At 59.8% G+C, this 23997-nt stretch carries 31 protein-coding genes; 18 read left to right on the plus strand and 13 right to left on the minus strand.

Annotated features, from left to right (window positions below):
* Positions 1–8: 8 nt before the first annotated feature.
* The gene (locus CAG18_RS01470) at positions 9–1187 is read right to left on the minus strand and encodes a tyrosine-type recombinase/integrase (RefSeq protein ID WP_085719958.1); all 1179 of its coding nucleotides are present in this window, start codon (positions 1185–1187) and stop codon (positions 9–11) included.
* Here CAG18_RS01470 and CAG18_RS01475 point away from each other — a divergent pair.
* Both CAG18_RS01475 and CAG18_RS01480 read left to right on the plus strand, forming a co-directional pair.
* Positions 1172–1405, plus strand: a complete 234-nt coding sequence (locus tag CAG18_RS01475; RefSeq protein WP_178075682.1) for a hypothetical protein — start codon at positions 1172–1174, stop codon at positions 1403–1405. The two genes, CAG18_RS01470 and CAG18_RS01475, sit on opposite strands and share 16 nt — an antisense overlap.
* A gap of 213 nt (positions 1406–1618) precedes the next feature.
* Complete coding sequence (locus CAG18_RS01480) at positions 1619–2554, plus strand: YaaC family protein (RefSeq protein ID WP_158090329.1); 936 nt, start codon at positions 1619–1621, stop codon at positions 2552–2554.
* Positions 2555–2571: 17 nt separating this feature from the next.
* On the opposite strand, the gene CAG18_RS01485 is transcribed toward CAG18_RS01480, so the two are convergent.
* From CAG18_RS01485 to CAG18_RS01500, 4 genes are all read right to left on the minus strand, one after another.
* Positions 2572–2970, minus strand: a complete 399-nt coding sequence (locus CAG18_RS01485; RefSeq protein ID WP_085719965.1) for a phage protein NinX family protein — start codon at positions 2968–2970, stop codon at positions 2572–2574.
* A gap of 187 nt (positions 2971–3157) precedes the next feature.
* Positions 3158–3421 carry a hypothetical protein gene (locus CAG18_RS01490; protein WP_085719967.1) on the minus strand — a complete coding sequence of 88 codons (264 nt, stop codon included), beginning with the start codon at positions 3419–3421 and terminating at the stop codon, positions 3158–3160.
* Positions 3418–3912 carry a hypothetical protein gene (locus CAG18_RS27205; protein ID WP_256573330.1) on the minus strand — a complete coding sequence of 165 codons (495 nt, stop codon included), beginning with the start codon at positions 3910–3912 and terminating at the stop codon, positions 3418–3420. Before CAG18_RS27205 ends, CAG18_RS01490 begins: the two co-directional genes overlap by 4 nt.
* A 271-nt stretch (positions 3913–4183) precedes the next feature.
* Positions 4184–6244 (minus strand): DNA cytosine methyltransferase, encoded by a 2061-nt coding sequence (locus tag CAG18_RS01500; protein ID WP_085719969.1) that lies wholly within the window; start codon positions 6242–6244, stop codon positions 4184–4186.
* Positions 6245–6361: 117 nt separating this feature from the next.
* Here CAG18_RS01500 and CAG18_RS01505 point away from each other — a divergent pair, with 117 nt between their 5' ends.
* The gene (locus CAG18_RS01505) at positions 6362–6784 is read left to right on the plus strand and encodes a hypothetical protein (protein ID WP_085719971.1); all 423 of its coding nucleotides are present in this window, start codon (positions 6362–6364) and stop codon (positions 6782–6784) included.
* A 355-nt stretch (positions 6785–7139) separates the two neighbouring features.
* Here the strand turns inward: CAG18_RS01505 and CAG18_RS01510 are convergent, their stop codons facing one another.
* Positions 7140–7733 (minus strand): hypothetical protein, encoded by a 594-nt coding sequence (locus CAG18_RS01510; RefSeq protein WP_085719973.1) that lies wholly within the window; start codon positions 7731–7733, stop codon positions 7140–7142.
* Between the two features lie 102 nt (positions 7734–7835).
* Here CAG18_RS01510 and CAG18_RS01515 point away from each other — a divergent pair, with 102 nt between their 5' ends.
* Complete coding sequence (locus CAG18_RS01515) at positions 7836–8195, plus strand: hypothetical protein (protein ID WP_085719975.1); 360 nt, start codon at positions 7836–7838, stop codon at positions 8193–8195.
* Here CAG18_RS01515 and CAG18_RS01520 read toward each other — a convergent pair.
* From CAG18_RS01520 to CAG18_RS01550, 7 genes are all read right to left on the minus strand, one after another.
* Positions 8179–8541 (minus strand): hypothetical protein, encoded by a 363-nt coding sequence (locus tag CAG18_RS01520; protein WP_085719977.1) that lies wholly within the window; start codon positions 8539–8541, stop codon positions 8179–8181. The two genes, CAG18_RS01515 and CAG18_RS01520, sit on opposite strands and share 17 nt — an antisense overlap.
* Before the next feature lie 81 nt (positions 8542–8622).
* A complete protein-coding gene (locus CAG18_RS01525) occupies positions 8623–9081 on the minus strand; it encodes a hypothetical protein (RefSeq protein WP_085719979.1) in 459 nt (152 codons plus the stop codon).
* Positions 9078–9347: a hypothetical protein gene (locus CAG18_RS01530; RefSeq protein ID WP_085719981.1), complete on the minus strand. Its 270-nt coding sequence runs from the start codon at positions 9345–9347 to the stop codon at positions 9078–9080. Before CAG18_RS01530 ends, CAG18_RS01525 begins: the two co-directional genes overlap by 4 nt.
* 18 nt (positions 9348–9365) lie before the next feature.
* Entirely contained in the window at positions 9366–9749 is a 384-nt protein-coding gene (locus CAG18_RS01535) for a response regulator transcription factor (protein WP_085719983.1), read from the minus strand.
* Positions 9750–9875: 126 nt separating this feature from the next.
* On the minus strand, positions 9876–10100 hold the full coding sequence (locus CAG18_RS01540) for a hypothetical protein (protein WP_085719984.1): 225 nt from the start codon (positions 10098–10100) through the stop codon (positions 9876–9878).
* Between the two features lie 341 nt (positions 10101–10441).
* On the minus strand, positions 10442–10720 hold the full coding sequence (locus CAG18_RS01545; RefSeq protein WP_049798432.1) for a DUF1654 domain-containing protein: 279 nt from the start codon (positions 10718–10720) through the stop codon (positions 10442–10444).
* A gap of 115 nt (positions 10721–10835) precedes the next feature.
* The gene (locus CAG18_RS01550) at positions 10836–11492 is read right to left on the minus strand and encodes a LexA family transcriptional regulator (RefSeq protein WP_038410363.1); all 657 of its coding nucleotides are present in this window, start codon (positions 11490–11492) and stop codon (positions 10836–10838) included.
* Positions 11493–11597: 105 nt separating this feature from the next.
* On the opposite strand from CAG18_RS01550, the gene CAG18_RS01555 reads away from it, so the two are divergent.
* From CAG18_RS01555 to CAG18_RS01620, 14 genes are all read left to right on the plus strand, one after another.
* Positions 11598–11828 carry a YdaS family helix-turn-helix protein gene (locus CAG18_RS01555; protein WP_080563748.1) on the plus strand — a complete coding sequence of 77 codons (231 nt, stop codon included), beginning with the start codon at positions 11598–11600 and terminating at the stop codon, positions 11826–11828.
* Between the two features lie 136 nt (positions 11829–11964).
* Positions 11965–12822, plus strand: coding sequence for a replication protein (locus CAG18_RS01560; RefSeq protein WP_085719988.1), 858 nt, complete (start codon positions 11965–11967; stop codon positions 12820–12822).
* Complete coding sequence (locus tag CAG18_RS01565) at positions 12812–13624, plus strand: ATP-binding protein (RefSeq protein WP_085719989.1); 813 nt, start codon at positions 12812–12814, stop codon at positions 13622–13624. Before CAG18_RS01560 ends, CAG18_RS01565 begins: the two co-directional genes overlap by 11 nt.
* A 37-nt stretch (positions 13625–13661) precedes the next feature.
* Positions 13662–14987, plus strand: a complete 1326-nt coding sequence (locus CAG18_RS01570) for a site-specific integrase (protein ID WP_085720415.1) — start codon at positions 13662–13664, stop codon at positions 14985–14987.
* Positions 14959–15279 (plus strand): hypothetical protein, encoded by a 321-nt coding sequence (locus CAG18_RS27210; protein WP_371807307.1) that lies wholly within the window; start codon positions 14959–14961, stop codon positions 15277–15279. The genes CAG18_RS01570 and CAG18_RS27210 overlap by 29 nt, the downstream gene beginning before the upstream one ends.
* An 11-nt stretch (positions 15280–15290) precedes the next feature.
* Positions 15291–15632 carry an antiterminator Q family protein gene (locus CAG18_RS01580; protein WP_085719991.1) on the plus strand — a complete coding sequence of 114 codons (342 nt, stop codon included), beginning with the start codon at positions 15291–15293 and terminating at the stop codon, positions 15630–15632.
* 56 nt (positions 15633–15688) lie between these two features.
* Positions 15689–16177: a hypothetical protein gene (locus CAG18_RS01585; protein WP_085719993.1), complete on the plus strand. Its 489-nt coding sequence runs from the start codon at positions 15689–15691 to the stop codon at positions 16175–16177.
* Between the two features lie 222 nt (positions 16178–16399).
* A complete protein-coding gene (locus tag CAG18_RS01590; RefSeq protein WP_085719995.1) occupies positions 16400–16720 on the plus strand; it encodes a phage holin family protein in 321 nt (106 codons plus the stop codon).
* Positions 16721–16731: 11 nt separating this feature from the next.
* Positions 16732–17463 carry a hypothetical protein gene (locus CAG18_RS01595; protein ID WP_085719997.1) on the plus strand — a complete coding sequence of 244 codons (732 nt, stop codon included), beginning with the start codon at positions 16732–16734 and terminating at the stop codon, positions 17461–17463.
* Between the two features lie 174 nt (positions 17464–17637).
* A complete protein-coding gene (locus CAG18_RS01600) occupies positions 17638–18183 on the plus strand; it encodes a terminase small subunit (RefSeq protein WP_256573331.1) in 546 nt (181 codons plus the stop codon).
* Entirely contained in the window at positions 18146–20215 is a 2070-nt protein-coding gene (locus tag CAG18_RS01605) for a phage terminase large subunit family protein (RefSeq protein ID WP_371807308.1), read from the plus strand. Before CAG18_RS01600 ends, CAG18_RS01605 begins: the two co-directional genes overlap by 38 nt.
* Entirely contained in the window at positions 20203–20430 is a 228-nt protein-coding gene (locus CAG18_RS01610; RefSeq protein ID WP_085720418.1) for a primosomal replication protein PriB/PriC domain protein, read from the plus strand. The genes CAG18_RS01605 and CAG18_RS01610 overlap by 13 nt, the downstream gene beginning before the upstream one ends.
* Before the next feature lie 8 nt (positions 20431–20438).
* A complete protein-coding gene (locus CAG18_RS01615; protein WP_085720417.1) occupies positions 20439–21983 on the plus strand; it encodes a phage portal protein in 1545 nt (514 codons plus the stop codon).
* On the plus strand, positions 21913–23997 hold the full coding sequence (locus CAG18_RS01620) for a ClpP-like prohead protease/major capsid protein fusion protein (protein WP_178075684.1): 2085 nt from the start codon (positions 21913–21915) through the stop codon (positions 23995–23997). The genes CAG18_RS01615 and CAG18_RS01620 overlap by 71 nt, the downstream gene beginning before the upstream one ends.

Consider the following 23997-nt stretch of genomic DNA (forward strand, 5'->3'; position numbering starts at 1 on the left):
GCTGGCTTTCAACCTGATACCGATTTGATACCAATCTTGAGTTTTTCCAGCTCGCTCCAGTCGGAGCTTGAGTTGAGCCAACGGGCATACGTCGACAGCAGCATTTGAACGCTGTGACCCAGCTGTTGGGCGATAAATGCGGGGTTGAGGCCGGACATTAAGCATATTGTCGCATAGGTGTGCCGGCAGTTATATGGGGGACGACGCCGAATGCCCAGCTCATTCAGCATCGGCACCCACTGTTTGTGCAGATCGGAGGTCTGTTTCACGTGCTCGGCGTTCTTCGACGGCGGGAACAAGAATGGCGTTTCGGTCACCGCTCCCTTCCCATGCCGGCGACGGTCAGCGTATTCCCTGGCGAACTGAATCGCGCGCAAGGCCCGGTCATTCAGCAGCACGAAGCGATCCCTGCCTGTTTTCGTCCTTTCCTCCACCTCGCCCAAGGCGACGGTCCTCTTCACGTGCACAGTCCTCTTTTCCATATCGATCACATCCCAGCGCACTGCCAAGGCCTCCGACAAGCGGAGGCCGGTGAAGAACATAAACTCGAACAGCGCGGCATAGATGAGGCTCGGCCAATGCTTGTGTTCGTAGAGCTTGTTGATGATGGTGTTGGCTTCGGCCAGGGTGAACGGGTCGATCTCCTTACGCGACCGCTTCGGCAACTCAATCACCTCGGCGGGGTTCTTGGTCAGCAGGCCTTCCCGTGTTGCCGCAGCCAGGATCGTCGACAGCCTTGTAATCGCGTTGCGCTTCACGTTTGCCGAGGTCCATTCGGTTTCGGTGATGACACGGCGGAGCAGGGTGGTAGTGATCAGGTCGATACGGACCAGAGCCAGGCGTGGCACCCAATAAAGGTTGAGGGCGCTCTTGTAGTTGTTGTGCGTGCCCTGAGTGATTTCGCGACTGTCCAGCCAGAGCTGCGCATACTCGCCGAATGTCGGCTTTCCTCCGACCGCCGCCTGTGAGCTGGGGAAAAGCTCGGCGTACTTGTCCTGGTCAAGGAGACCGAGCTTGTTGAGGCTTGTTACCTGATCGCGAAGGTTGGATGCAGCCTTGATCCCTTTTTGTGTCGGGGGATAGGGGAGCGTTTCGCATCGACGGATACCGTCCCATGTGAAACGAATGCGGAGGGAGTTGCGGAAGATTTCGACCCCGCGGGGTAAACCCATTGGCTTTCCAGCCATTCGTCATACCTCTTTATGCTGTAAATGATCCGGCCGCCGTGTTTCATCCAGACGCCTGCGGGAATCTTCCCATCCAGGCGCCGGTGTTCCAGGGAGCGTTTGGTGCAGCCGATGAGTTCAGCCATTCGGTGCTCGGTGACCTTGTCTACGTCACCGGTGCTTTCGATATCCATGGGATGGTCTCCACGCCGCCGGTGGCGGCAGCTTGGGTTGATTGATAGTAATTCGGGAGTCGCTCAGTCTTTAGGTAGGGCAGGTGGTGGCGCCTCGGTTATGAATTTTCGGTGCATGAGCGTATGCTTCGGTCCGACTTGACTTGGGTTATTCGAAGGAATGATTTTTTGGCACATAGAGTTCTTACTTACAAAAGCAACATCCTGACTATGCATAAGTCCTTGACCAAGCCGGACTTGCGGAGCAGGACCGTTTTGGTGACGGATACTTGGGATTACATCGATCTTTGGCTGAAGCGCAACGGAACCCAAGAGGCGAGATTTTTTTGGGATCAAGCTCGGCAGTTTTCCGCAGCGACATTAGTGCTCCCTAAAGAGTCTGCTCCGCTCACTGCCTATTACTGCATGCTCAATGCGGTGAAGACGCTGCTAATGGTAAAGAAGTGTGCTCTCTCCAACCGGCACGGCGTGTCGGGTGAAGCTGTCGGTGAGCGGACTTCTATATCGAATGAAATTGTAACGTTTAAAGCTTCAGGGATTTTAACCGACTTGTCTAGATATCTAGGTGAGGACGTTAATCCTGTTGCCTATAAGCTTTCCGATATTTTGTATAATCTCGTTTACATACACCGCGCTTACATTTTAAGTAGAGAGCGTGCCGAATTATTCATCCCGGTCAAAAACCCAACAGCCTGCTGTGCTAATGGCAGTTCTGAGGCGTGGATGAGTTTCGAGCTCGAAGGTCGATATGCAAATGCGAAGACACTAGAACGGCTTCCTGCCCAATTTAAGCGTGACGATTCAATAACGGATAAATTCGTCATCCGTACCAAGAAACGGTTTCGCTGGAAGCGTGGCGGTGACGAGCAGGAAAATGTCAACAGTTTTACTGCCTACCATGCAAAGCTCAGGCGAGACGTTTACTATATACATAGCCCTCAAAAACTTTGGTATATAAAGAGAAATGATAATGTGGAGGGCCATATTCGAAGGTCAAATCTAACTCTGTCATTTGCAGCGATGCATAGGCTTTCAGAGATGGCTCGATATTCTCCAGATGTTCTGGCTAGGCATTTCGAAGGGAGATACAACTGGCTGCTTTCGGAGTTCTTGATGACGTCCACTATTCAATTTCTTGATGAAATATCATCAGAGATGACTGGTCACGACTTCGTCCCTCCTGGAAGGGCTTAGCAAAAGTATGCCTTTGGTCACTCAGTCAACACAGTTGGAATCTCAATTGAAAGTCCAAGCTTGAGCTCCACTAGTGATTTGCAGAAGTGAATCAGTGGGTGCGATCCGTGGAGCCAGGCCACTGACGTGCCAGGGCCGCTACTGTAGCAATACTGGCAACTGGTCAAATGTGAATTCCACTGTACTCCGAAGCAGTGCTTTTCGATTAATGGGCCGCCCAGCGCCCAATCTTCCCACGGGTTGTAGCGCTTGGTGTGCTCGATGGCTTGGCCCCGGTACCGCGCGAAAACACGCCACGGCACGCCGTTGTAGCCCGGAGGGGCCAGTTGCAGGTCCAGGCCTTCCGCCTTGCCTACTGCCCATCCCAAGGCCTCGCCGGCCAGGTCGGCTGTTTTCACTTCGATCATGTCGGTCATGGTCGCCGCTCCATTTGGCGCTGGCGATATGTCGATGGCCGCTCGATACCCCACCAGCCAGAACTGCGCGATAGGGAGAAATACCAACGGCCTTCTGCGTCTGTCTTGTACCAGCCGGCCATGAACTTGGGAGTGCTGGGCGCCCATGCCTCTGCATCGCGAGGTGCGACGTTCCAATTCGTGCTGCTCACAGCTCATACCTCTCATCAATCCAGCGCCCAGGCGCAAGAGCGGGTGTAGGTTCGGGTTGGGTTTCGTGCGGGGAGAGCTGGCGCTCGTTGCCGGCCTGCAGCTGGCTGTCGGGGATGCAGCTGATGCCGACCCCATTGAGCAGGTAGCAGGTGACGCCGCGCTGGCTGTCGTGCTGTACTTCGATGACGTTCTCTTGGGGCTGAGGTGCTGCGCTGGCGCGGGTGGCCAGCAGCAGGAGGCATAGGGCGAGGCGGGTCATTTGCGCAGATCCTCGTCTGGGTCGAAGCCGAAACGCCGGCACAGCGCGTGCGCTACGCCAGAGCCGCAGCAGAAGGCGTCCTTCATCAGCACCCAGCGCGGCTGCTTCATCCTGGTGGTGCCGCTCACCATGCGCACCGCAGTGCGGAGCAGATCGTCTTCGGTGAACTCGCAGCCGGAGAGGGTGATGGTGCGGCTCTTCCCGTTCAGGTGCTCGAGCGCTGCCCGGAACTGCTCGATGTACTCTTCTTGGGTTGATCCCCACCGGTTGACCAGGCATTCATCGTCAACTGGACAGCCTTCATCTTCAGGCTCGTCGGAAGGAGTGCCAGGCACCATCAGGAACTCACTCTCCACAGCCTGAAGAAGGTCGGAGAAGCGCTTTGTATTCCTGACGTTCACCTCAAGAACGCTAATCGGATGCGAGTGATGCAGGCCGAAAATGTCGTAGATGCGCGCTACGTCTGGGTGCAGTTGGCTTTCTTCAGGCATGACTTCGTCCTTGGCCGCCATATCGCGGCAGTGAATAGAGGGGAGAGGGGTTACAGCTGGTTGGCGAGGTAAGGCCGGCGGAAATTGACTTCGGCCAGTTCACTTCGATGCATTCCCTGATGATTTTTGGATGACCAGCCTTGAGTGCCATCCATGAGAAAGCTAATTGAAGAACTCGTATTGCAACTTCTGATTGAACAAGTCCTGAAAGCACTGTATTGGCTCATTGCCTGGGTTAGTGCTTTCCCTTGGGAGCACTGGCTAGTTTGAGTTAAGCGGCCGCCGCAGCATGCGCTGCTACCCTCCAAGGATCGTTTGCCTTGGCCAGGGCGGCCATGGGCGGCGGGCTGACGCTGTTGCCGCACATGTGCACCTGCTCGGTCTTGGTGAACTGCTTGCCGTCGGCGCCCTTGTCGATGATGTAGCTGGCCGGGAAGCCCTGGGCGCGGTAGAGCTCGTGCGGCTGCAACATGCGTAGGCAGATGTCGACGATCACATAGGGCGTGCCCTTCACGAACACCGTGACCAGGCCAAGGCGGTCCTTGGTGGTCACAGTTGGCGCTGGCGCGTCTGCTGCGCTGATGTTCTCCGTGCCGTAGTAGCTGATCAGGAACGCGGCGACGCGCAGGGCGCCTTCCTCTTGCTCTGGCGACAGCTTGTACTCAACCAGGGCGTGATGCTCGGCGCCGGCGGTCATGGTCGGTACCGGCTCATCAACGGCTTGACCCACGCAGTTGCGGCGCAGTGTGGCCAGGCTGGCCGTAACCAGGCGCTGTTGGCTGCCAGTGTTGGTGACAGTGGTCATCGGCTCATCTGCGCCTTTTGCTGGCGTGGTGTTGAAACCGCCATTGGCCTGCTCGATGAAGGCAGTGCACACCCCCATTGCATGGGCTGCGCCGGCCGGGCGCTTGTAGTTTCCGCCGCTAGTGATGGTCGGCACCGGGTCGGTAATGGCCGCACCCTCGCTGTTGAATCTGAACTTGACCAGGTGCGCCGATGCCAGGGCACGGTGGCTTTGGGTCATCAGGGTGCCCATGGGCTGGTCAGCTGGTACAGGCTTGCCGGCATACACCGGGCCGCCGGCCCCGACCATTACCGGGCTGGCCATCATCAACTCGCCGCGGTTGGCGGCGGTTACCGTGGGCAGGGGCTCAGTTGGGTCATTTACCCGCACAGCGCCCTGGTGGGTTGCTGGCAGAATCACCGCGCTCGACAGCGCATGCTTCACGCCGCCGGCTACGACGGTGCCAAGTGGCTGATCCAGACCAGGTACGCGGGGCTGCTGGCCGGTACGTTCTCCGTATCCGGTCTGCACCAGGGTCGGGCTGGCCATTGCGAACGAACCGCCCCGCGGCCAGGAGGTAACGGTGCGCAGCGGCTCGTCGGCAGACTGGGCCAACTCGCCCGACCAGTTCGCGATCGGTACGATGAAGGGCTGGGGGCTGTCCAGCACGAACTTCTTCATGCCCTTGGCCACTCGACGCAGGGTGGCATCGGCCAGCGCCTTCTTGCGCCCGAAGATGCTCTTGCTCGGCACGCTCCAGTCGATGCAGTCCGCGGCGGTGCGCCACTTCTGCTGGCCCTTGGCGGGGTTCTTGGCGTGGGTTGGCTCAGGCCACACGATTGGCTGGCCATCGCAGCGGGCGATCATGAACAGGCGCTCACGGCTGGTTGGTGCGCCAAAGTCGCAGGCCTTGATGATCCGCCATTCCACCTGGTAGCCCATGCCTTCGAGCAGCTGCACGAATCGGCGCCAGGTAATACCGCGGCGTTTCGGGTCGGGCACCAGGAACTGCTGCTGCACTGGTACGCGCTCGCCGATGGCCGCCACGGTGCCGTCCAGCTTCATCACCCGGCCGGTAGCCTTGTCGCGCTTTGCGATCAGTGGACCCCACTGAAGGATCTGCTTCACGTTCTCCAGGCTGATCACACGGGGCTTTTTCTTGCCACCCCATTTGAGACCGATCCACGACAGGTTACGGATCTCGCGCTTGCGCGGCTGGCCGCCGGCGGCCTGGCTGTGGTGGGTGCAGTCTGGGCTCATGTGGAACCAGCCCACGGCACGGCCCTGGCATTCCTCGTCCGGGTCGCCCTCGAAAACGTCTGTGGTGAAGTGACGCGCCGCTGGGTGGTTGGCGGTGTGCATGCTGATGGCCGCCGGGCTGTGGTTCTTGGCCACGGTCACCGGCCGGCCCAGGCCCATTTCCAGCCCGGTACCGGCGCCGCCGCCACCGCAGAAGAAGTCGACAACGATCTCATCGTCTTGCGGATCGAAGCCAAGGCCGTACTGGGTTTTGAAGTCAATGGGGTTCTTTTTTTGAAACGCAGACATGGGCGGTCCTCGCCGGGGTGGCGTGATTTTTGAAAAAAATGCGAATTCTGGTGATATATCTGCTTAACCGCTGCGCTAAGCTGAAAGGGCTTCTTGATAACTAGATCGGGGGAAACCATGGACAGAGATGAGCTAGAGCAGAGAATTGAGCAGGAACTAAAGCAAAGCGAACGTAAGGTGCTAAATCGAAATGCTTTCAGCGCACTGTTCGGGGCCTTCGCGGACCCAGTGGGTGCCCTAGGAAAGATTTTCCTGGGTAGAGCGGATGCTATAGCGGCTGAGAAGCAGCGCATTGAACAGTCTTACGTTCTCGATCTTCTCTGTGCAATTGATACTGCATTGACTGATATGCAGACTAAGGCAGGTGCTCAGGGAATAGTTATCAATGGATTAATAGAAACACGTGTCGATCGCGCGGAGGTGGTAACGGGGGCGCACATCGGTAGTGATGTGAAAAATGTACAGATTCAACCAGGAACGCACATCAAAACTACTGTGGGCCAAGCTAAATCCGTTACTGGGTTCAAAATCGGAGGCTAAGCCTATGCAGTCGGAAGTTTTTTTTGGTCATCATTGCCCTAGATGCAAAACGACTGTAGGGGTTCAGGCAACCGTTGGTGCTGAGGCAAGGTGCCCTGGGTGCGGCGGGCCACTCATGTCCTCGGCTGGAGGCCCAAAAACTACAGCCATTGCCAACTTCCAGTGCGATGATTGCGGGACAAGCGTTGGTCTTCTTTCCGTTGTTGGCGGCGCTGCCACCTGCCCTGGATGTCGAAAGAAGATCCAATCTTAGCCTCCGGCCTAGGCTCATCGCAGATCGCTCCTTGAATGCCTCCTCGCTCGAAGAGGCGTTATCGTTGAATAGGGGAAGGCGCTGGCGGACAGCGCTGGATGGTCAGGCGGCAGCGGCGTCGTCAGTTGCCTGCTTTGGCTGATATACCAGCGTGCCGTCGAGGATGGCGGCCTTGATCGCTTCGAATTCCCAGGCGTAGTACTGGGACTCGACGTAAACCCGTAGCTCGGGGTAGTCGTGCTGCTTGCGGCGAATGAAGGCCTCGGCCGCTTCCTTGGTGAAGTGACTGTTCACGATTTCCCAGTGTTTGTTCCAGCCGGTGACGGTGTGGTCGTCGAGTTCGGCCAGGAACTCCCACTGATCATCCGTATCCAGCTCAAGGAAATCGCATTCGTGGTCGGCTTGGACCGCCTGGTTGATCTCCTGCTGCTCTTCCTCGTCGAGATCTGCCCAGTATTCTTCAGGGCTAAACCATCTGTTGTCCTCCAGGCAGACCACCAGGCCCTCGGCGTAGTCAGCCTCATAGCCGTAGTCGATTCGCTTCTGCTGCACGGTGAACAGCGCGCAGGCCGTGTGGTGCCACTTCACACCTTGGCCATTGCAGTGATGGCGAAGGCGGTTAACGAAGTCCGCCCAGGTTTCGGCGTTCATCGGGTGTCCGGTTGCCAGGCTCGGGCCGGCTTCGGTATCGCTCATGGCTTTCTCCATGCATGCGCCGCACTCCGTGGCCGGATGCGGCATGGTGGCAATTGGTTTACGATTGGAATCCGGCAATGGGGCCGGGTACTGGAGGCTGTGATGACTATTTGGGCTATTGCGTACGATCTGGACGTCAAAGGTATGCACGCTGCGGGGTACACGAAAAGCGCAGTGACTCAGTTTTACACTCGCTTGCGGGGCTGCTTGGCGTCGAACAATTTTGAGAAGATGAAGCAGCTGAGCATCTACACCTCTGAGCGCCCGAATTCGCTTACCGATGCTTTCCAGGCTTCGGTCCAGCTCAAGGCCCTGCCCGACTCTGACAAGTTCATCAAGCGTTTGCACCTGTTCCGCATCGAAGACTTCAACGATCTTCTGCCTTTGGTTGCTGGCCGCCCCTCCTTTGAGACGGACCCAATTGAGCAGGAAATTGAAGAGGTATTCAGCGAGGCGGCGTGAGAGGCCTATCAACCTCGTCGCCAGGGTACCGCTTGATCTCAGCGAGACTCGCCGAGTCGAACTGGCGCGCTAGTTTTGGTGAGATGTAAAAAGCTGGCGCGTCAGGCCGTTTAAGCCGACGCGTCCGCTCCTCGGGATCCTGCGCAATCCACGACAAGGCCAGATCCTGCCAGAGCTCCTGAACCTGCTCGTAGCCGTGGCGCTCGATCTCCACAGCCATTGCAGCCTTGATCCCTTCCGGCATGTTGAAGAACACCTTCTCGATACCGAGCTTCTTCGCTTGGGCCTTCTGCCGGGCCCGGTAGTCCGCAGAGTGTTTCGCGACACCGGTCTTTTGCTCGGTCATCGCAGGTACCTCCCAAGCCGCTGGGCGGCAGATTGATGTGCTGCTGGCGCCGGCCGTGCCGGACGCGTGCGGTGATGCGTTTCATGCTGCTTTCTGCTGATTCCAGGCGCCGACGGCGGCAAAGATCTTGGCGGCCTCTGCTTCGTCGAGCGTTGTGTCGGTGGGGATGGCGATCCAGCCGGCCGCCACCAGGTGATTAGGGTTGGCCGTGGCCCGCAGGTCGGTGTAGGTAGCCTCGATAACGTCGGTCAGGTGCTCGGCCCGGTAGTTGCCCTGCGGCGCGACCTCAACCGACTTGTGGTATCGCTCGCCGAACTCCGTCCGGCACAGCACGCTCAAGTAGATCGTCCAGCGGTGCGGGATGTCGCAGACCGCATCAACCACCTGGCGCACGCGGATCTGCTTGAGTTTCTTCCAGTTGAGCAGCACCTGCTGGCCGCTGGGGTCGATGTTCACCACGGCGGCGTGGTTGGCCGAGACCAGGGCCCTGCAGGTCCGCTCCAGCCGGGCACGCATGTTGTGCGGCTTGCGCTTGCTCATTGCATGCCGCCTTGCTTGCTCGCTGCGCCTGCCTCCATCGCATCCACAAACCGCATTGCGGTGCGGTAGCTGAAGGCGAATCCCTGCTTGGCGCCGGTGGCGATCTCTACCACATCCCACGTTGAGCCCTTGCCGCACGCCTGGTAGCGCGGCGCTGTCTGGCTGGCCTTGGCATGAGCCTCAGCCCTCACTGATTTGCTGCGCTCGAGCAGGGCCGCGAGCACGGCAAGCTTCTGCTCGAAAGCAGGGTGCATTGCTGTCTGCATGGGTGATCCTCGGGTGGGTCAGGCGTGAAGTTCCAAGGCCTCGGCCTTGCGAACAATTCGAACTTGAGCGGTGCGTCGCTCCGGCGCGCGGCGGTCGCGGCGCATGGGGTCGCCGTTGTCGATCACCGCATGCATGGCGATGAGGCCGGCGAGGGCGAGGCAGAGCGGGCTGATGATCTGTTGGCGCATGGCCTTGGTGACCGCCTCGATACGGCGGCCTGCCTCCAGCTTGAACAGCGCGGCCTCGATGCGGTTGGCCACCGTGCCCGGGCTGACCGCCATCTGGCGGGCGATTTCTTTGGTGGTGAGGCCTTGGGCCACCCACAACAGTGCTTCGAGCTCACGGGGAGCCAGCGCCTTGCCGAGCTGGCCAATCCATGAGCCGCAAGTGATCGTTTCCATGAAGAGTCCTCGGTGGGCTGCATTGGTCGTGACGCTCGCTGCCGCTACCTCCCGGACCAGGGGAGGGCGAACGCCACGACCGATGCAGCCTGGTGATGGGGAACCAGGTGGATCGGGCAGTTAACGTCAGGCTGACGTGGAGCAGGCTTCGAAGGCGGCGCGCTCCAGTTCCATGCATTGCTCGTAATGAGCCATCGCGATCGGCATGTGGTAGCTATCCAGCGGCCATTTACTGACCTTGCAGCCTTGACCTGCCGGGCAGTGGAAGACGAACAGCTCGCCTTCGTTTTTGTCCATCTCCAGGCTCACCTGGGCGCCGCTATCGAAGCGGTCTTGGATAATCGTGGTCATCTTCAATTGCTCCGCTACCAGTTGATTTCCCGTCTGGCCCTGTCGCCAAGGCCAGCCAGTGAAATCGAAGTGATCCAGGCGCCCATCGCTCTCTGGGCTACGCGCTTCCCCGCATTGGCATGCGCGCCACTTGGTTACCTGAACCCAGCTCACTGCATGAGGCAGCTGCTGCCCTCATGTGCCGCTGAGGGTGACGGGTGTCGAGTTGTGTAAAGAGCGGTGGCTGCCGTAGCTGCCTATAACCTGTGTTATGGATTGAATCATAACTCATGTTTTCTCCGTGTCAATAACCCAAGTTATAAATCCGGCCACAAAAAAGCCCGCGTTATGCGGGCGCTTGTTCATGCTTCAGTAAATCCTCGCCATCCAATCCTGATGAGGCCTGAATCCAAGGTGTCGATCGTGATACCTGAAGTCTCTTCCAGGTCGGCGAGCAATCGCTGCCAGTCGGCAGGGGATTCATCCGCGCTCGGCTTGACCTCAACAAACTGCCTTTTCTGTACGTGGGGTGATGAGATCGCTTGCTGGATACGGTATCCGAGCCGTTCGTAGGACAACGATGGGGAATGCGAAAAGGCAGGGTGAGGCACGGCATGAAACTCCTTGTACTGTATGTGCATACAGTTATCCTTTGCTGTAAGAATTTTCAATAGCCGCGAGCTAATTTTTTTTAGCTTTCATTCTTCGGGCAAAAAAAAGCCCAGCATTCCGCCGGGCTATTTGGGCCAAGTATTTTCAGAGCTTGATGGTAGCGCGTACCACGACACCCACGATTCTGCAGCCTTCCATACACATCTCCATAGGGTAGGCCGGATTGAGCGGCTTCAAGAACCTCCGCCCGCCGTCTTCCACCAGTTTTTTGAAGGTCGCTTCATTGCTGTCGGCCAGCTTGGCAACGACAAGCTTTCCAGGGGTGGCCTCAGCTTCGGTGTCCACCAGGATGAGCATCCCCTCAGGGATGCTTGTACCGACTGGTGAAGTCATCGAGTCACCTTTGACCTCCAGCCAAAACGCTGCCCCTTTGGAGTCGTAATCAGACATTTCGTAGCGGTCAGAAAACCCGGGTGGAAATGGTTCGACCGCTTCCGCCCAAGCTCCCGCAGCGACCCAGCTAATTACCGGGTACCTGAAGGATTCAGGCTGCTCTTTCAGCGCCCTGACATTGCTCGGCTCTCGCTGCGACCCTTGTCCGGACGCCAGCCATTCGGCAGTCACTCCAAGAGCCCTCGCTATTTCAAGCAGCTTTTTGGAAGTCGAGTTCCGACCACTTTCGAGGTGCTGGATCGTGACCTGGCTTACCCCGGCTTTCTCGGCCAACTGGGCCTGACTTAGGCCAAGCGCCGTGCGACGTTCAAGGATTCGGTCTTTGAGCATTTCGGAAGGTTTGTTCATGCCTCCAAGGTTAAAACACACGTTATTATCCTTCAAATAACATGTGTTTGCCTTATCTATAACTTGAGTTATCATCGAGTGCACGATCCATTGAGGCACGCAGACATGCCGAACACAGAAAGACCAATTGACGAGGTCGTGCGGTTGGCCGGAGGCCAAGCAGAGCTCGCCCGAAGATGCAACACCAGCCAGCCACGTATTTGGCAGTGCGTACACCGGAACCAGAAGGTGCCGGCAGATCTAGTGATTCCGTTTGAGAAGGCGGTTGGTGGTCAGGTTACCCGCCATCAACTGAGGCCGGATCTCTATCCGGCAGAAGATAAGGCAGCTTCGTGATGAGCATTGTGCATCTGAAGGCTTTTCGCCAGTAGATGGCCGAAACACCTGCGAATCCATCCAGTAGAGGAATCGCAGGCGAAAAAAAACCGCCTGGCAGGGCGGCTTTCTCTACAGCTTTAGATCGAGATGAAGCATGACAAACATCGTCCCACTTGACAAGTCCAGGGGGTTTACCCGGATGGACAACCAGCTCATGGATGGCCTGCTGGCTATCGATCTCCCGGCCCGGGAGATGAAGATTGTGCTGTATGTGGCCAAGGCCACCATCAACTACGGCGCGGGCGCTCAGCGCATCCCGGCGACCGACATCGCGAAAGCCATCCATGCCCACCCTGACACCGTATCCAAGGCGGTTTCGAGCCTGCTGCGTCGTCGGGTTCTGTTCCGCGAGGGCGGTGCACGGGGTGATATCGGCGTGAATGACCCGAAAGACTGGGTCTACGTCATTGAGCCGAAACAGACCAAAACAGCCGACTCGGCTGAAGTGGTCCGAATCGGCGACGAGTCGAAACAGACCAAAACCGCCGACTGCCTTCTTTATTCTAAGAATCTAACCCCCTATGTATTTCTTCCTTCGGAAGAGAATACATGCCCCCCCAGCGACGTAGAGCCGGCTCCGGTCAAGGCTGACCGCAAGGTGCCGTTCGGGAAGGCCGCCATGTTGGCCAACAACCCGCACGGCCTGGAGGAGTCGCTGATCGCTGACTACCTGACTGTTCGCAAGGCCGCCAAGGCCCCAGTGACGGCCCGCATTTGGGCAGGCCTCAACCTCAAGCTGGAGCAGTGCAAGGCGTTCGGCATCCAGCCCGCCCAAGCCCTGGAAGTCGCCGTCGAGAACGGCTGGCGCGGCTTCGAAGTGGAGTGGGTCACCAAGCGCATCAGTGCGCAGTTGCCGGCCCAGGCAAAACCTCACAGCCGTCACCACGGCTTCAACGAACGCGACTACACCGCCGGCCTGGCCGAGCGTGAGGACGGCACCTATGCGATCTGAATCGGTGATCACCATGTCCGAGGTGAAAAACGCCGCTGGTTTCCGTATTCAGCCAGCTGACTGTGAGCATCACGGCGCTTTCGAGCAGCGGGTGACCATGCTGATGGGGCGCGAGATTGTTGGGCGCTGCCCTGAGTGCGAGAAAGTTGCCATTGCCGAGCGCGAAGCCAAGCAGCTGGCGGAGGACACCCGCCTGAAGCGTGAGGCGATGACCCGAAAGCTGGGTTCGGCGCTGATCCCGAAGCGTTTCGCCGACCGCACCTTGGCCAACTACTGCGTCGAGCACGAGGGCCAGCGCAAGGCCTTGGCCTACTGCACGCGCTACGTGGCCGCGTTCGAGGAGATTGAGCGCACCGGCCGTTGTCTGATGCTGCTGGGCAAGGTTGGCACTGGCAAAACCCACCTGGGTGCCGGCATGGCCAACGAGCTGATGCGCAACACCTCGGCAACAGCCGTATACCGGACGGTGGGCGCCGTCCTGCAATCCATCCGCGCCACGTACGACCGTCACAGCGAACAGACCGAAGCCGACATCCTGTCCAGCCTGATCGAACCTTCGCTGTTGGTGCTGGACGAGGTCGGGGTGAGCAAGGAGCAGCCGAGCGAATTCGAGCTGACCACCCTGTTCTCGATCATCAACGGGCGCTACGAGCAGATGCGCCCCACGGTGGTGATTTCCAACCTGGAGGCCAAACAGCTGCGCCACGCCATGGGCGAGCGATGCTATGACCGCCTGCGCGAGGGCGGCGGGGTGGTGGTGCCGTTCGAGTGGGAGTCGCACCGCGGCAAGGAGGAATTTTGACTGTGCGGCAATGGCTAAAAATGGGGCTGGGGTCGGTATGAGCGCGACCGCCGCAGTGAAATTATCGGATGCCGAAATTCGTCGACAGGCTACCCAGGCCGGGGTGCGTGATCTGCGCGACCCAAGGCACCCGGGGCTTCGGTTTCGCTTCGACCAGAGCCGCCAGGGTGGCACCTGGTTCCTGGTGGCGCGCCGGAAGTGGAACCGACTCGCTCGCTTTCCGGAGTACGGCTCGGCCGCGATTCTGGCTGAGCTGCCCACTCTGCGGCAGCGCCTACTCACCCAGCCGGATAACGTGATCGCGTTGGCTGGACTGGTGACCTTCAACGATTTGTTGGGCTGGTTCAAAGAGCGGGTGAGCGGTGATGCCAACGTGTCGGATTCATGGAAGCGTACCGTGAGGACAGTCATCCAGCGACACCTGCAACCGCGCATTGGCGAGTTGCCGATTGCTACGCTGACAGCCGCAACGCTGGATAAGCGCTTGATGTGGCCTGCCCAGGCCGAATGCTCGACCTCCTATGTCCGGCAGATCTACCGCGTGTTGAGCCAGGCCGTAGGCAAAGCGCGTGAGCTCGGCCTGATCGGCAGCAACCCCATGGCCGAAATGAAGTTCAACCAGTTCATCAAGACCAAGATTGGGCCGAAGGATGGCAGGCTGCGAGCTGACCACCTGGAGGAGGTGATTCCCGTCCTCGGTGGGCTGTTCGGGGGGGCACCTGCAGACGCGATGCTGCCATTGCTCATGATTTGCCACGGCACCCGCTTGGGCGAAACGCGGCGGGCCGAATGGGCTGATTTCGCACTGGGTCATGCAGAGTGGTTCATACCTGCCAAGCACACCAAGACCCGCACCGAGCACCGGTTGCCGCTGACGCCGCAGGTGTGCGCTTTGTTGCAAAGGTACCGCGCCGTCCAAGTAGAAAACGGCTACAGCGGCAAATACCTGTTCCCAGGCCGGAAGGGACAGCCGTTGAGTCCCAGTCAGGCCTCGGCAGTATTCCGTCGACTGGCTTCAAGTGAATGGTCCAGCCATGACCTGCGCAAGGTGGCCCGTACCGCCTGGCTGGACATGGGGGTGGATGGGTTTATCGGTGAAATGCTGCTCAACCACTCGCTGGGAAAGGTTGCGGATACCTACATCAAATCGAAGGGCAACGGTCTTCGTCGCGAAGCGCTCGAGCAGTGGCACGCCTGGTTAGACGGCATCGGCTTTGCCGCCATTCACGGGTTGACGGGCGTGCAATCCGCAATTTCTCACAACGGGCCGCAGCCCAAGCCACGCAAGGCGCGCAGCCCAATCCACGAATTAGTTACAGGGGAGAATGCAGAACGTGAAAAAGCGCCCTCAGGATGGCTTTAAACGACCGCGCCTTGATCTCGTTCTATGTCCGGTATGCAGGGGGAGGGCGGTCGTTAGGGGAGTGTTTTATGAGTTGGTGTGCACCGACTGCAATGGCTCAGGTTGGGTTGTTGAAGGGTCTTGGTTGGTGCTTCCACTTGATGAGCTGGTGACGCAGTTGAGCTTCAAGTTGCAGGCGGCAGAAAGAGAGATACAGGCGCTGAAAAGCGATGGCGGGATGGCAGGGCCTGAGCGGCACTATAACGAGCCCAACCGGCGAGGCGCTGGCGGGTCGAACTTCACAGGGGATTGAGGGGGTAAGGCATGAGCCATTTGGAGAGAACTGCAGAGGACCTGCTCGAACACTGGGGACGCTGGGTTGTACTGGGGTCGGGCGTGTCTTGCTGCGCTTCACGTGAGAACACGCTGTTAGATCCCATGATTACTGACGATGATGCGCTAATCATTGATCGTCTTGTGGGGCGCCTGCTCAAGCGTTACCCGGAGTGCGGCAAGGTGATCATGAAGTACTACACCAGTCGAGATACCTCCCTGTCCGACGTAGGCAAAAAGCTTGGCTTTAAGGTGGAGAAAACTAGGCAGCTGTGGAAGGCAGGGGTTGCTTGGATCGACGGCGCTCTTGAGATCCGACGCGAGGTAGCGTGACCTGCAAGACCTATGCGAGTGATATCATCATGTCATCACTCACATAGGGATAACCGATGAAACGGAAGTTTGGTGTGTTTTTCTGTCTTTGGCTGGCTCTGACTGCAAATGCCGAGGAAAAACTTAGAGTCATTGACCTGGGATCGGATGAGCCCGTAAGCGCCGAGGCTGCTGAGCGAGGGCGCAAGTACACTGAAGCCCAAGAGGCAGCGGCAAAAATCACTCCAGACGAGGCAATGCAGTTTATGCAGCGCTTGAGTGAAACTGTCGATAAAGGGCATGCGCAGGCGAAAACCGGCGCCATGGACGGGAAGGCAATCCGCAATCAGGCAATCGCTCTGAACAATCTTCAGGAGGAAGGCGCACGCTATCGGGTTATGTTTGCGCGATTCAAAAGTTGCGGAGACGCTTCGTCGGACGCGGCATTTTCTTGGCAAGGACTGATTGGCAGCAACACTGCACAGTTTGTTGAATACCACCAGAAGTACATTGCCGCAGCAACTGAGTGCATCCAGGCCGCTCAGGTGGCTGCGAGTAAAGGTTGAGCTAGGCTCGCCCGATCAAGCTGTTGACAAAACCGGTTTTGATCTATAGCTTTCACGTTACTTTGCGGTTTTTCCGCGTGCAAAGCCCGTCTCTCTAGGCGGGCTTTTTGCTTTCTTGAGCCCAGCCATCGTGCTGGGCTTTTTCGTTTTCGGCCCCATGCCTGCTCCTCGCTCCCAGCGGATGCCAGTGACGTAGGGGCCGACCTAATTTGAGGAATGCAGATGAACAATGAGCATCAGGCGCTCGCTGATGTGCCCCTGTGGCTGTTGGTGCTGTTAAGCATGGCTGGTTTGTCTGGGGAAATGCTGCGGGCCTCGGGGGCCGAACTGAGTCTGCGTCAAATTCTGCAGCGGGTTGCACTTCGCTTCCTTGCATCCGGCTTGCTTGGCATGGCGACTCTGCTGCTTGCCATGGCTCTTTGGAGCAACCTCTATCTCGCAGCAGGGCTGGGGATCGTTATCGCCGTGATCGGCGCGGACGTAGCAGGCGGGCTGTATACCCAGTTCCTGGCGAAGCGTGCTGGAGTTCAGACTGAAAAGTAACCGAGGGCCGCATGATCGACCTGAAACTTGATATCGACAGTGTGCCGCTGGCCCGCGAAGTATCGGACATACAGCGAAAGCAAATCCCTTTCGCCCTGATGCTTGCGCAGACGCGGCTGGGCACCAAGCGCATTAAGCCAGGCATCATCGAGGTAATGGCCAAGCGCCTGGATCGGCCGACCCCGACCACCATGCGCAGCTTGTTTGCAAGGCCGGCGACCAAGAGTCGCGGCGCCATGGTCTGGTTTAAGGATCAATGGACCACAGGCATACCTGCCGACACCTACCTGCAGCAGACGGTGCAGGGGGGGCAGCGGCCGCACAAGCGCTTCGAGAAGTCGCTTATTGCGCACGCCCTGATGAAGGCCGGGCAGTACGCCATGCCCAACGCGGACCTGTTGAACCAGTACGGCAACGTCTCGCGCGGTGTGATGACCCGCATCCTGTCGGGCCTTGGCGCTGCCGAGAGTCGGCGCGGCCACCAGGCCAACGCCACGGGCAGCAAGCGCAGTAAGCGCAAGGGCAATGCCGATCGCTACTTTGTTGGCACGGTGGGCGACGACACCGGTGTATGGGAGCGCAAGGCGCGCAAGCAGGTCGCGCCGGTGTTCCTCTACACCGATGGCGCGCCGCAGTACCGCGTCATTTTCCCGTTCTTCAAAATCGCCGTGAACATCGCCAAGGCGCATGGGCAGGCCGAACTGGCCGGCGCGCTGCGTGAGGCGATCCTGACCGCGAAGTGAGGTCGCGCGAGGCGCGACAGGCCCCCGCCACCCCCTTGGGGTGGCCGCCGGCCCCGGGCCTGGCCCACCCCCGGCCAACGGGTCCTCCCGGGCCCGCCGGGGCTAGGGGGTAATTCGGGCCCCGCCGTTTCGCTATGTATGACCCAAATTCGGAGGTTGGTTGTTGTTTAGTCCATGACAAATCCAACGATTACCCGACAGCCGTTCTGGCTGAACAAGAAACGCATGGCCGAAAGCCTCGGGATTTCGGTTCAAGCCTTTGACAAATGGGGCGTCGAGCCGGTCGCCAAGATCGGCCGTGAGTCGTTCTACGACACCCGATCAGTGCTGGATAACCGGCTAAATCACCAGAGCGGGAAACAACAACTTGGCCTCGAGGACATTGACCCGCTTGCCGAGCAGAAGCTTTTGCAGGAGCGCCTGCGCCTGACTCGCGAGCAAGCCGACGCCCAGGCCATGCGTAACGAGGTTAAGCGGCGCAACCTGGTGCCCGTCGAATTCGTCACGTTTGCCCTGAGCCGAATCACCAGTTTGATCGGCTCGACCCTGGACACCGTGCACACCAAGGTCAAGCGCAAGCATCCCGACATCGAGACGCGACACCTTGAAGCCGTGCAGCGGGAGGTGGCCGTTACGCGTAACGAAACGGCGAAGCTGAACGAGCGTTTGCCGGAGATTCTGAATGAGTTCATTTCCGCCATGGATGACGACGGAGGCTGACCCGCCATGGCTGACGCCGTTAGCCGACGCAATCAAGGTCGGGCTGTCGGCGTTGTACAAAGAGCCGCCCATGACTGTCGTGGAATGGGCGGATAAGCATTTCTACTTGTCGTCGGAGTCCTCCTATCAGGAGGGGCGATGGACAACGGCGCCGTTTCAGGTGGCCATTCTCAATGCGATGGGCAATGACCTGATCCGCGAAGTCAACTTCGTGAAGTCGGCCCGTCTCGGTTACACCAAGATGCTGATGGCGTTCATTGGCTATCTGATCCAGCACAAGAAACGCAACGTGCTGATGTATTGCCCGACCGAGGGTGACGCCGAGGGCGTCATGAAGCGCCACATTGAGGGCATGGTTCGTGACGTTCCGGTGGTCCTCGATCTGGCGCCCTGGTACGGCATGAAGCACCGCGATAACACCCTGGAGGCCAAGTGTTTCTCCAATCGCAAAATGCTGTGGTGCCTGGGTGGCAAGGCGGCGCGCAACTATCGGGAAAAAAGCCCGGACACCGTCATTTACGACGAGCTGTCGAAGTTTGATGAGGATATCGAGGGCGAGGGTGCGCCGACGTTCCTGGGCGACAAGCGCCTGGAGGGTGCCACCTTCAAGAAGTCAATCAGGGGCTCAACGCCGACCGAGGCCGAGAAGTGCCAGATAACCCGTGCCGCCATTGAGTCGCCGCATGACCTGCGGTTCAACATCAAGGCGCCTTGCTGCGGCAATGAGCTGGTACTGGCGTGGGGTGGTAAAGACGAGCCGTTTGGCATCAAGTGGCGGCTCAATGACCGCCATGAGGTCGAGGCGGCCTGGTACCTGTGCCCGCATTGCCAGGGCGGTACGTTCGAGTATCACGAAATGGTCACGGCGGCCGAGGAAACCGGCCGCTGGGTCTGTGAGCGCTCGGGCATCTGGACGCGCGACAGCATGGAGTGGTTCGACGCTGATGGCGCGCCGACCGTAACGCCACGCTCGGTGACATTCAGCGTGTGGACGGGTTACTCGACGTTTACCACCTGGGTCGATATCGCGACCGACTTCGTCAAGGTCGGCAAGGACCGGGGCAAGCTGAAAACCTTCGTCAACACCACGCTGGGCGAGGTGTGGGAGGAAAACCTGGCCGAGAAAGTCGACTGGGAACAGCTGCGCGACCGTCGCGAGGTCTATGCGGCCCAGGTGCCGGCGCGCGCCTTGGTGCTGACAGGTGGCGTTGACACTCAAGACGACCGTTACGAGCTTCGGGTGTGGGCGTTCGGCAAGGACGAGGAAAAGTGGCTGGTTTACCGTCGCGTGTTGACGGGCGACCCGGCCAGTGCCGAGCTGCTGCGACAAGTCGGGCTGGAACTGCATCGACAGTTCACCCGGGCCGACGGCACCAAAATGGGCGTTATGCGGTGGTGCTGGGACTCCGGCGGCCACCACTCTGAGACAGTCCGGGCCCAAAGCCGCAAGCATGGCCTGCACTGGGTGATCCCGATTTTCGGGGCCAGCACCTACGGCAAGCCCATCGCCAACTTCCCGCGCAAGAAGGACAAGAAGTCGAAGACCTACCTGACCGAGGTTGGTACCGACAACGCCAAAGAGGTCATTTACAACCGCCTCAAGCTGCAGCCGGACGGCAATCGTCCGGTGCCGGGCCTGATTCACTTCCCGGCCGACGATTCGATCTGCGACGACGACGAGCTCAAGCAGCTGACCAGCGAAACCAAAAAGTGGGTGCTGGTGAAAGGGCGGCGTGTGTTGCGCTGGGATGCCAGCAAGAAACGAAACGAAGCGCTCGACTGCCTGGTGTACGCCCTGGCGGCACTGCGCATCAGTCAAGAGCGTTTCGGCCTCGACCTCGACCTGCTGGCCAGCCAGAACCCGGAAACGGGGGAGTGGGAGGTGTCAGCAGAACCACCACCAACGGACGAGCCGGACGAACCACCAGCGCCGGCACTTCCGCCGTCGCCGGCGCCGGTGGCGCCGCAACCAGACCACCAGCCTGCCGCCGGCGGCTGGGTTGAAACAGGAGCAAGCGGATGGCTGACGTAAATGCCGTAGAAACCTTGACCCCCCAGCAGATGGTCGCGCTGTACATGCAGGCCGAGGCCGATCTGGTGGCAGGCGGAAAGGATGTGACCTTGAATGGTCGCCGTTTCGTGTATGCCGAGCTGAACCAGATTCGTGACGGCCGACTGTACTGGGAGCGCCGTGTGGCCGCTCAAGCGCGCGCGGGGCGTCCGGGTTATTCCCTGGCGGCCTTCTGATGAGCGGCATGAACCTGCTGGACAGGGCGCTTGCGCCGCTGTTTCCGGGCATGGTGGCCGAGCGCTTGAGGGCGCGGAACGTGATCATGGCGTTTGAAGCGGCCAAGCCTTCGCGGACGCACAAGGCCAAGAAACAGACCGGCAGCGCGGATCGTGCGTTGAATAACGCGATCAAGCCTCTGCGCGAGCAGAGTCGCAATCTGGACGAAAACCACGACATCGTTACCGGCGTGTTCGATCGCCTGGAGGAGCGTGTGGTGGGTGGCTCGGGTATCTCCGTGGAGCCGATCCCGCTTCACCTGGATGGCACCGTGCACCGCGAATTCGCCGCCGCCATTAACGCGCTGTGGGGTGAATGGTCGTTAAGGCCTGAGGCCTCGGGAGAGCTGAGCCGGCCGCAGATGGAACGCCTGGTGTGCCGTAGCTGGTTGCGCGACGGCGAGGCCCTGGCCCAGGAGTTGATGGGCGTTGTGCCGAACTATCAGCACCTGCACGGCGTGCCGTATGCGCTGGAGCTGCTGGAGGCGGACTATCTGCCGGTCGAGTACACGGACTTGTCCAAGGGCATTGTCCAAGGCATTGAGCGCAACGGCTGGCGCCGCGTGCTGGCTTACCACCTGTACAAGGCGCACCCGGCTGGCCTACGCGGCAGCCTGGTGCAGAACACCAAGCGCGTGCCCGCCGAGCAGGTGATTCACATTGCCTACCGAAAGCGCATCGGTCAGAGCCGTGGCCAGCCGCTACTGCATGCCGTGCTGATGCGCCTGGCGGATATCAAGGACTACGAGGAAAGCGAGCGGGTGGCGGCGCGGATCAGTGCGGCACTGGCCATGTACATCAAGAAAGGCACCCCCGACGATTACGTGCCGGCGGGGCCTGGCGAGACGCGCGCCGAGCGCACTTTCCCGATTGCGCCGGGCATCGTGGTCGACACCCTGTTGCCGGGTGAAGACGTTGGGATGATCGAAAGTAATCGGCCCAACCCGTTCCTTGAGGGGTTCCGCAACGGGCAGCTCAAGGCGGTGGCCGCCGGTACGCGAAGCACCTATTCAAGTGTGGCGCGCAGTTACGACGGCACCTATTCGGCGCAGCGCCAGGAACTGGTCGAGGGCCAGCTGGGTTACGACCTGCTGCAGCATGAGTTTATCGACTACTGGTGCCGCCGCGTGTACCGCAACTGGCTGCGCATGGCGATCCTGAGCGGCCAACTCAAGGTGCCCGCCGATGTGGATCAGCGGACCATCTATGGCGCCTTCTACCAGGGCCCGGTGATGCCGTGGATTAACCCGGTTCATGAGGCCGACGCCTGGGAAAAAATCATCAAGGCCGGCGGCGGCGACGAGGCGGAAATGGCTCGCTCGCGTGGCCGCAACCCGTCTGAGCTTAAGGCGTCTCGCAAGTCCGAGATTGCCGCCAACCGGGCAGACGATCTGGTGTTCAGTTCGGATGCCTACCATGAGTATTACGGGAGAAACCAACCCAATGAGCAAACGAAGAAGGCGGGAAAGGCCGCCCGTACTGGGGCCGCGCGCGGCGGTGGCGACGACGGCTGACCCGGCTGCACAGACCTGGTACACGCTGCGCGCATCGAGCCAGCGCGGCGTGGTCGACCTGATGCTGTACGGCGAGATTGGCGCCTGGGGTATCTCGGCTAACCAGTTCGCCCGCGATCTGAAAGCCCTCGGTGACGTGTCACAGATCAATTTGCATGTGCATTCCCCCGGTGGCGATGTGTTCGAGGGCATGGCCATGTACAACCTCCTGCGCAGCCACCCGGCGCGCGTGGAGGGCACCGTGGACGGCCTGGCCGCTTCCATGGGCAGCGTGATCCTGATGGCCGCCGACGTTATTCGCATTCCCGAAAACGCCATGATCATGGTGCACAAGCCCTGGGGCATCCAGGGCGGTGACGCTGACGAAATGCGCCGTTACGCCGACTTGCTCGACAAGGTCGAGGATTCCCTGGTGGCGGCATACACCAACAAGACCGGCAAGACCGCCGACGAAATCAAGTCGCTGCTCTCTGCTGAGACCTGGATGACCGGGGCCGAGGCTGTCGGGCTGGGCTTTGCCGATGAATTGGTGGGGGCCCTGGAAGCCTTCGCCGCACTCAACTCTCAACGCATGCAGGAGTACACCAACATGCCCACCGCTGCACAACCGATGTTCGCCCCGCGCGGTCAGACCCAGCCACCGGCGCCGGTGAACCAGCCGACCCCGCCGGTCAACCAGCCGACCCAGCCGCCGGCGAACGAAACCCCCGAACAGATTCAGGCGCGCGTGCTGGCCGCTGACGCTACTCGCCGCACCGCGATCACCGCCGCGTTCGCCATGTTCGCCAGTGTCGAGGGCTCTGTAGCGCTGCGCGACGAGTGCCTGAGCGACACCAGCTGCACCGTGGAGTCGGCCAACGCCAAGCTTCTGGCCCACATGGGCAAGTCGACCACTCCGACCGGCAGCCAAGTGCCTGGCCAGCATGGCCACATTACCAACGGCAACCTGGTCGGTGACTCGGTGCGGGCCGCCCTGGCGGGGCGTATCGGTCATGCAGCCAACGAGGCCGACAACGCCTACAACCACATGAGTCTGCGCGAGCTGGCCCGTGCTTCGCTGAATGACCGTGGCATTCTGACCGCCTCGCTCAACCCGATGCAGATGGTTGGCCTGGCCTTCACTCACGACACCAGCGACTTTGGCAATATCCTGATCGACACCGCCGCCGTGTCGGTGCTGGCCGGATGGGACGAGGCGCCCGAGACGTTCGATCAGTGGACCCGCCGTGGTCGCCTGAGCGACTTCCGTGTCGCTAAGCGTGTCGGCATGGGGGCATTCCCGTCCCTGCGTGAGGTTCGTCCTGGTGCTGAGTACCAATACATCACCACCGGCGACCGTGGCGAGACCATCAGCCTGGCCACCTACGGCGAGCTGTTCTCGATCACCCGCCAGGCGATCATCAACGATGACCTCGACCTGCTGAGCACCATTCCCTACAACATGGGGCTGGCTGCGCGCGGCACCATCGGTGACCTGGTCTACGCGGTGCTGACCACCAATGCCAAGATGAGCGACAACAAGCCGCTGTTCGATGCAACCCGCAAGAACCTGTTCACTGGCGCCGGCTCGGCGCTGTCGATCGAGGCGATGATTGCCGCCAAGAACGCCATGGCGCTGCAGAAATCGCAGGTTGAAGGTGGCAAGGCCCGCACCCTGAACATTCGCCCAGCCTTCCTGCTGTGCCCGGTGGCCCTGGAAGACAAGGCCAAGCAGCTGATCCGCTCGGCCTCGGTACCAGGCGCCGACGTAAACGCCGGCGTTGATAACCCGATCCGCAATTTCGCCGAGGTGATCGCTGAGCCGCGGCTGGACGACGACAACGCGAAGTCGTGGTATCTGGCCGCCGCGCAAGGCCGTGACACTATCGAAGTCTCCTACCTGGATGGCGTCGACAAGCCGTACATGGAGCAGCAAGAAGGCTTCACCGTCGACGGCGTGGCCACCAAGGTGCGGATCGACGCCGGCGTTGCCGCGCTGGATTCTCGCGGCCTCAACAAGTCTGTCGGCGCGTAA

Source organism: Pseudomonas sp. B22(2017) (genome assembly GCF_002113105.1).
GTDB lineage: Bacteria > Pseudomonadota > Gammaproteobacteria > Pseudomonadales > Pseudomonadaceae > Aquipseudomonas > Aquipseudomonas asiatica.

Bases quoted from the DNA above. Each gene is read 5' to 3' on its own strand.
- CAG18_RS01470 (WP_085719958.1), bottom strand. From the start codon at position 1,187: ATGGCTGGAAAGCCAATGGGTTTACCCCGCGGGGTCGAAATCTTCCGC.
- CAG18_RS01485 (WP_085719965.1), bottom strand. From the start codon at position 2,970: ATGACCGACATGATCGAAGTGAAAACAGCCGACCTGGCCGGCGAGGCC.
- CAG18_RS01490 (WP_085719967.1), bottom strand. From the start codon at position 3,421: ATGACCCGCCTCGCCCTATGCCTCCTGCTGCTGGCCACCCGCGCCAGC.
- CAG18_RS27205 (WP_256573330.1), bottom strand. From the start codon at position 3,912: ATGCCTGAAGAAAGCCAACTGCACCCAGACGTAGCGCGCATCTACGAC.
- CAG18_RS01500 (WP_085719969.1), bottom strand. From the start codon at position 6,244: ATGTCTGCGTTTCAAAAAAAGAACCCCATTGACTTCAAAACCCAGTAC.
- CAG18_RS01505 (WP_085719971.1), top strand. From the start codon at position 6,362: ATGGACAGAGATGAGCTAGAGCAGAGAATTGAGCAGGAACTAAAGCAA.
- CAG18_RS01510 (WP_085719973.1), bottom strand. From the start codon at position 7,733: ATGAGCGATACCGAAGCCGGCCCGAGCCTGGCAACCGGACACCCGATG.
- CAG18_RS01515 (WP_085719975.1), top strand. From the start codon at position 7,836: ATGACTATTTGGGCTATTGCGTACGATCTGGACGTCAAAGGTATGCAC.
- CAG18_RS01520 (WP_085719977.1), bottom strand. From the start codon at position 8,541: ATGACCGAGCAAAAGACCGGTGTCGCGAAACACTCTGCGGACTACCGG.
- CAG18_RS01525 (WP_085719979.1), bottom strand. From the start codon at position 9,081: ATGAGCAAGCGCAAGCCGCACAACATGCGTGCCCGGCTGGAGCGGACC.
- CAG18_RS01530 (WP_085719981.1), bottom strand. From the start codon at position 9,347: ATGCAGACAGCAATGCACCCTGCTTTCGAGCAGAAGCTTGCCGTGCTC.
- CAG18_RS01535 (WP_085719983.1), bottom strand. From the start codon at position 9,749: ATGGAAACGATCACTTGCGGCTCATGGATTGGCCAGCTCGGCAAGGCG.
- CAG18_RS01540 (WP_085719984.1), bottom strand. From the start codon at position 10,100: ATGACCACGATTATCCAAGACCGCTTCGATAGCGGCGCCCAGGTGAGC.
- CAG18_RS01545 (WP_049798432.1), bottom strand. From the start codon at position 10,720: ATGCACATACAGTACAAGGAGTTTCATGCCGTGCCTCACCCTGCCTTT.
- CAG18_RS01550 (WP_038410363.1), bottom strand. From the start codon at position 11,492: ATGAACAAACCTTCCGAAATGCTCAAAGACCGAATCCTTGAACGTCGC.
- CAG18_RS01555 (WP_080563748.1), top strand. From the start codon at position 11,598: ATGCCGAACACAGAAAGACCAATTGACGAGGTCGTGCGGTTGGCCGGA.
- CAG18_RS01560 (WP_085719988.1), top strand. From the start codon at position 11,965: ATGACAAACATCGTCCCACTTGACAAGTCCAGGGGGTTTACCCGGATG.
- CAG18_RS01565 (WP_085719989.1), top strand. From the start codon at position 12,812: ATGCGATCTGAATCGGTGATCACCATGTCCGAGGTGAAAAACGCCGCT.
- CAG18_RS01570 (WP_085720415.1), top strand. From the start codon at position 13,662: ATGAGCGCGACCGCCGCAGTGAAATTATCGGATGCCGAAATTCGTCGA.
- CAG18_RS01580 (WP_085719991.1), top strand. From the start codon at position 15,291: ATGAGCCATTTGGAGAGAACTGCAGAGGACCTGCTCGAACACTGGGGA.
- CAG18_RS01585 (WP_085719993.1), top strand. From the start codon at position 15,689: ATGAAACGGAAGTTTGGTGTGTTTTTCTGTCTTTGGCTGGCTCTGACT.
- CAG18_RS01590 (WP_085719995.1), top strand. From the start codon at position 16,400: ATGAACAATGAGCATCAGGCGCTCGCTGATGTGCCCCTGTGGCTGTTG.
- CAG18_RS01595 (WP_085719997.1), top strand. From the start codon at position 16,732: ATGATCGACCTGAAACTTGATATCGACAGTGTGCCGCTGGCCCGCGAA.
- CAG18_RS01600 (WP_256573331.1), top strand. From the start codon at position 17,638: ATGACAAATCCAACGATTACCCGACAGCCGTTCTGGCTGAACAAGAAA.
- CAG18_RS01605 (WP_371807308.1), top strand. From the start codon at position 18,146: ATGAGTTCATTTCCGCCATGGATGACGACGGAGGCTGACCCGCCATGG.
- CAG18_RS01610 (WP_085720418.1), top strand. From the start codon at position 20,203: ATGGCTGACGTAAATGCCGTAGAAACCTTGACCCCCCAGCAGATGGTC.
- CAG18_RS01615 (WP_085720417.1), top strand. From the start codon at position 20,439: ATGAACCTGCTGGACAGGGCGCTTGCGCCGCTGTTTCCGGGCATGGTG.
- CAG18_RS01620 (WP_178075684.1), top strand. From the start codon at position 21,913: ATGAGCAAACGAAGAAGGCGGGAAAGGCCGCCCGTACTGGGGCCGCGC.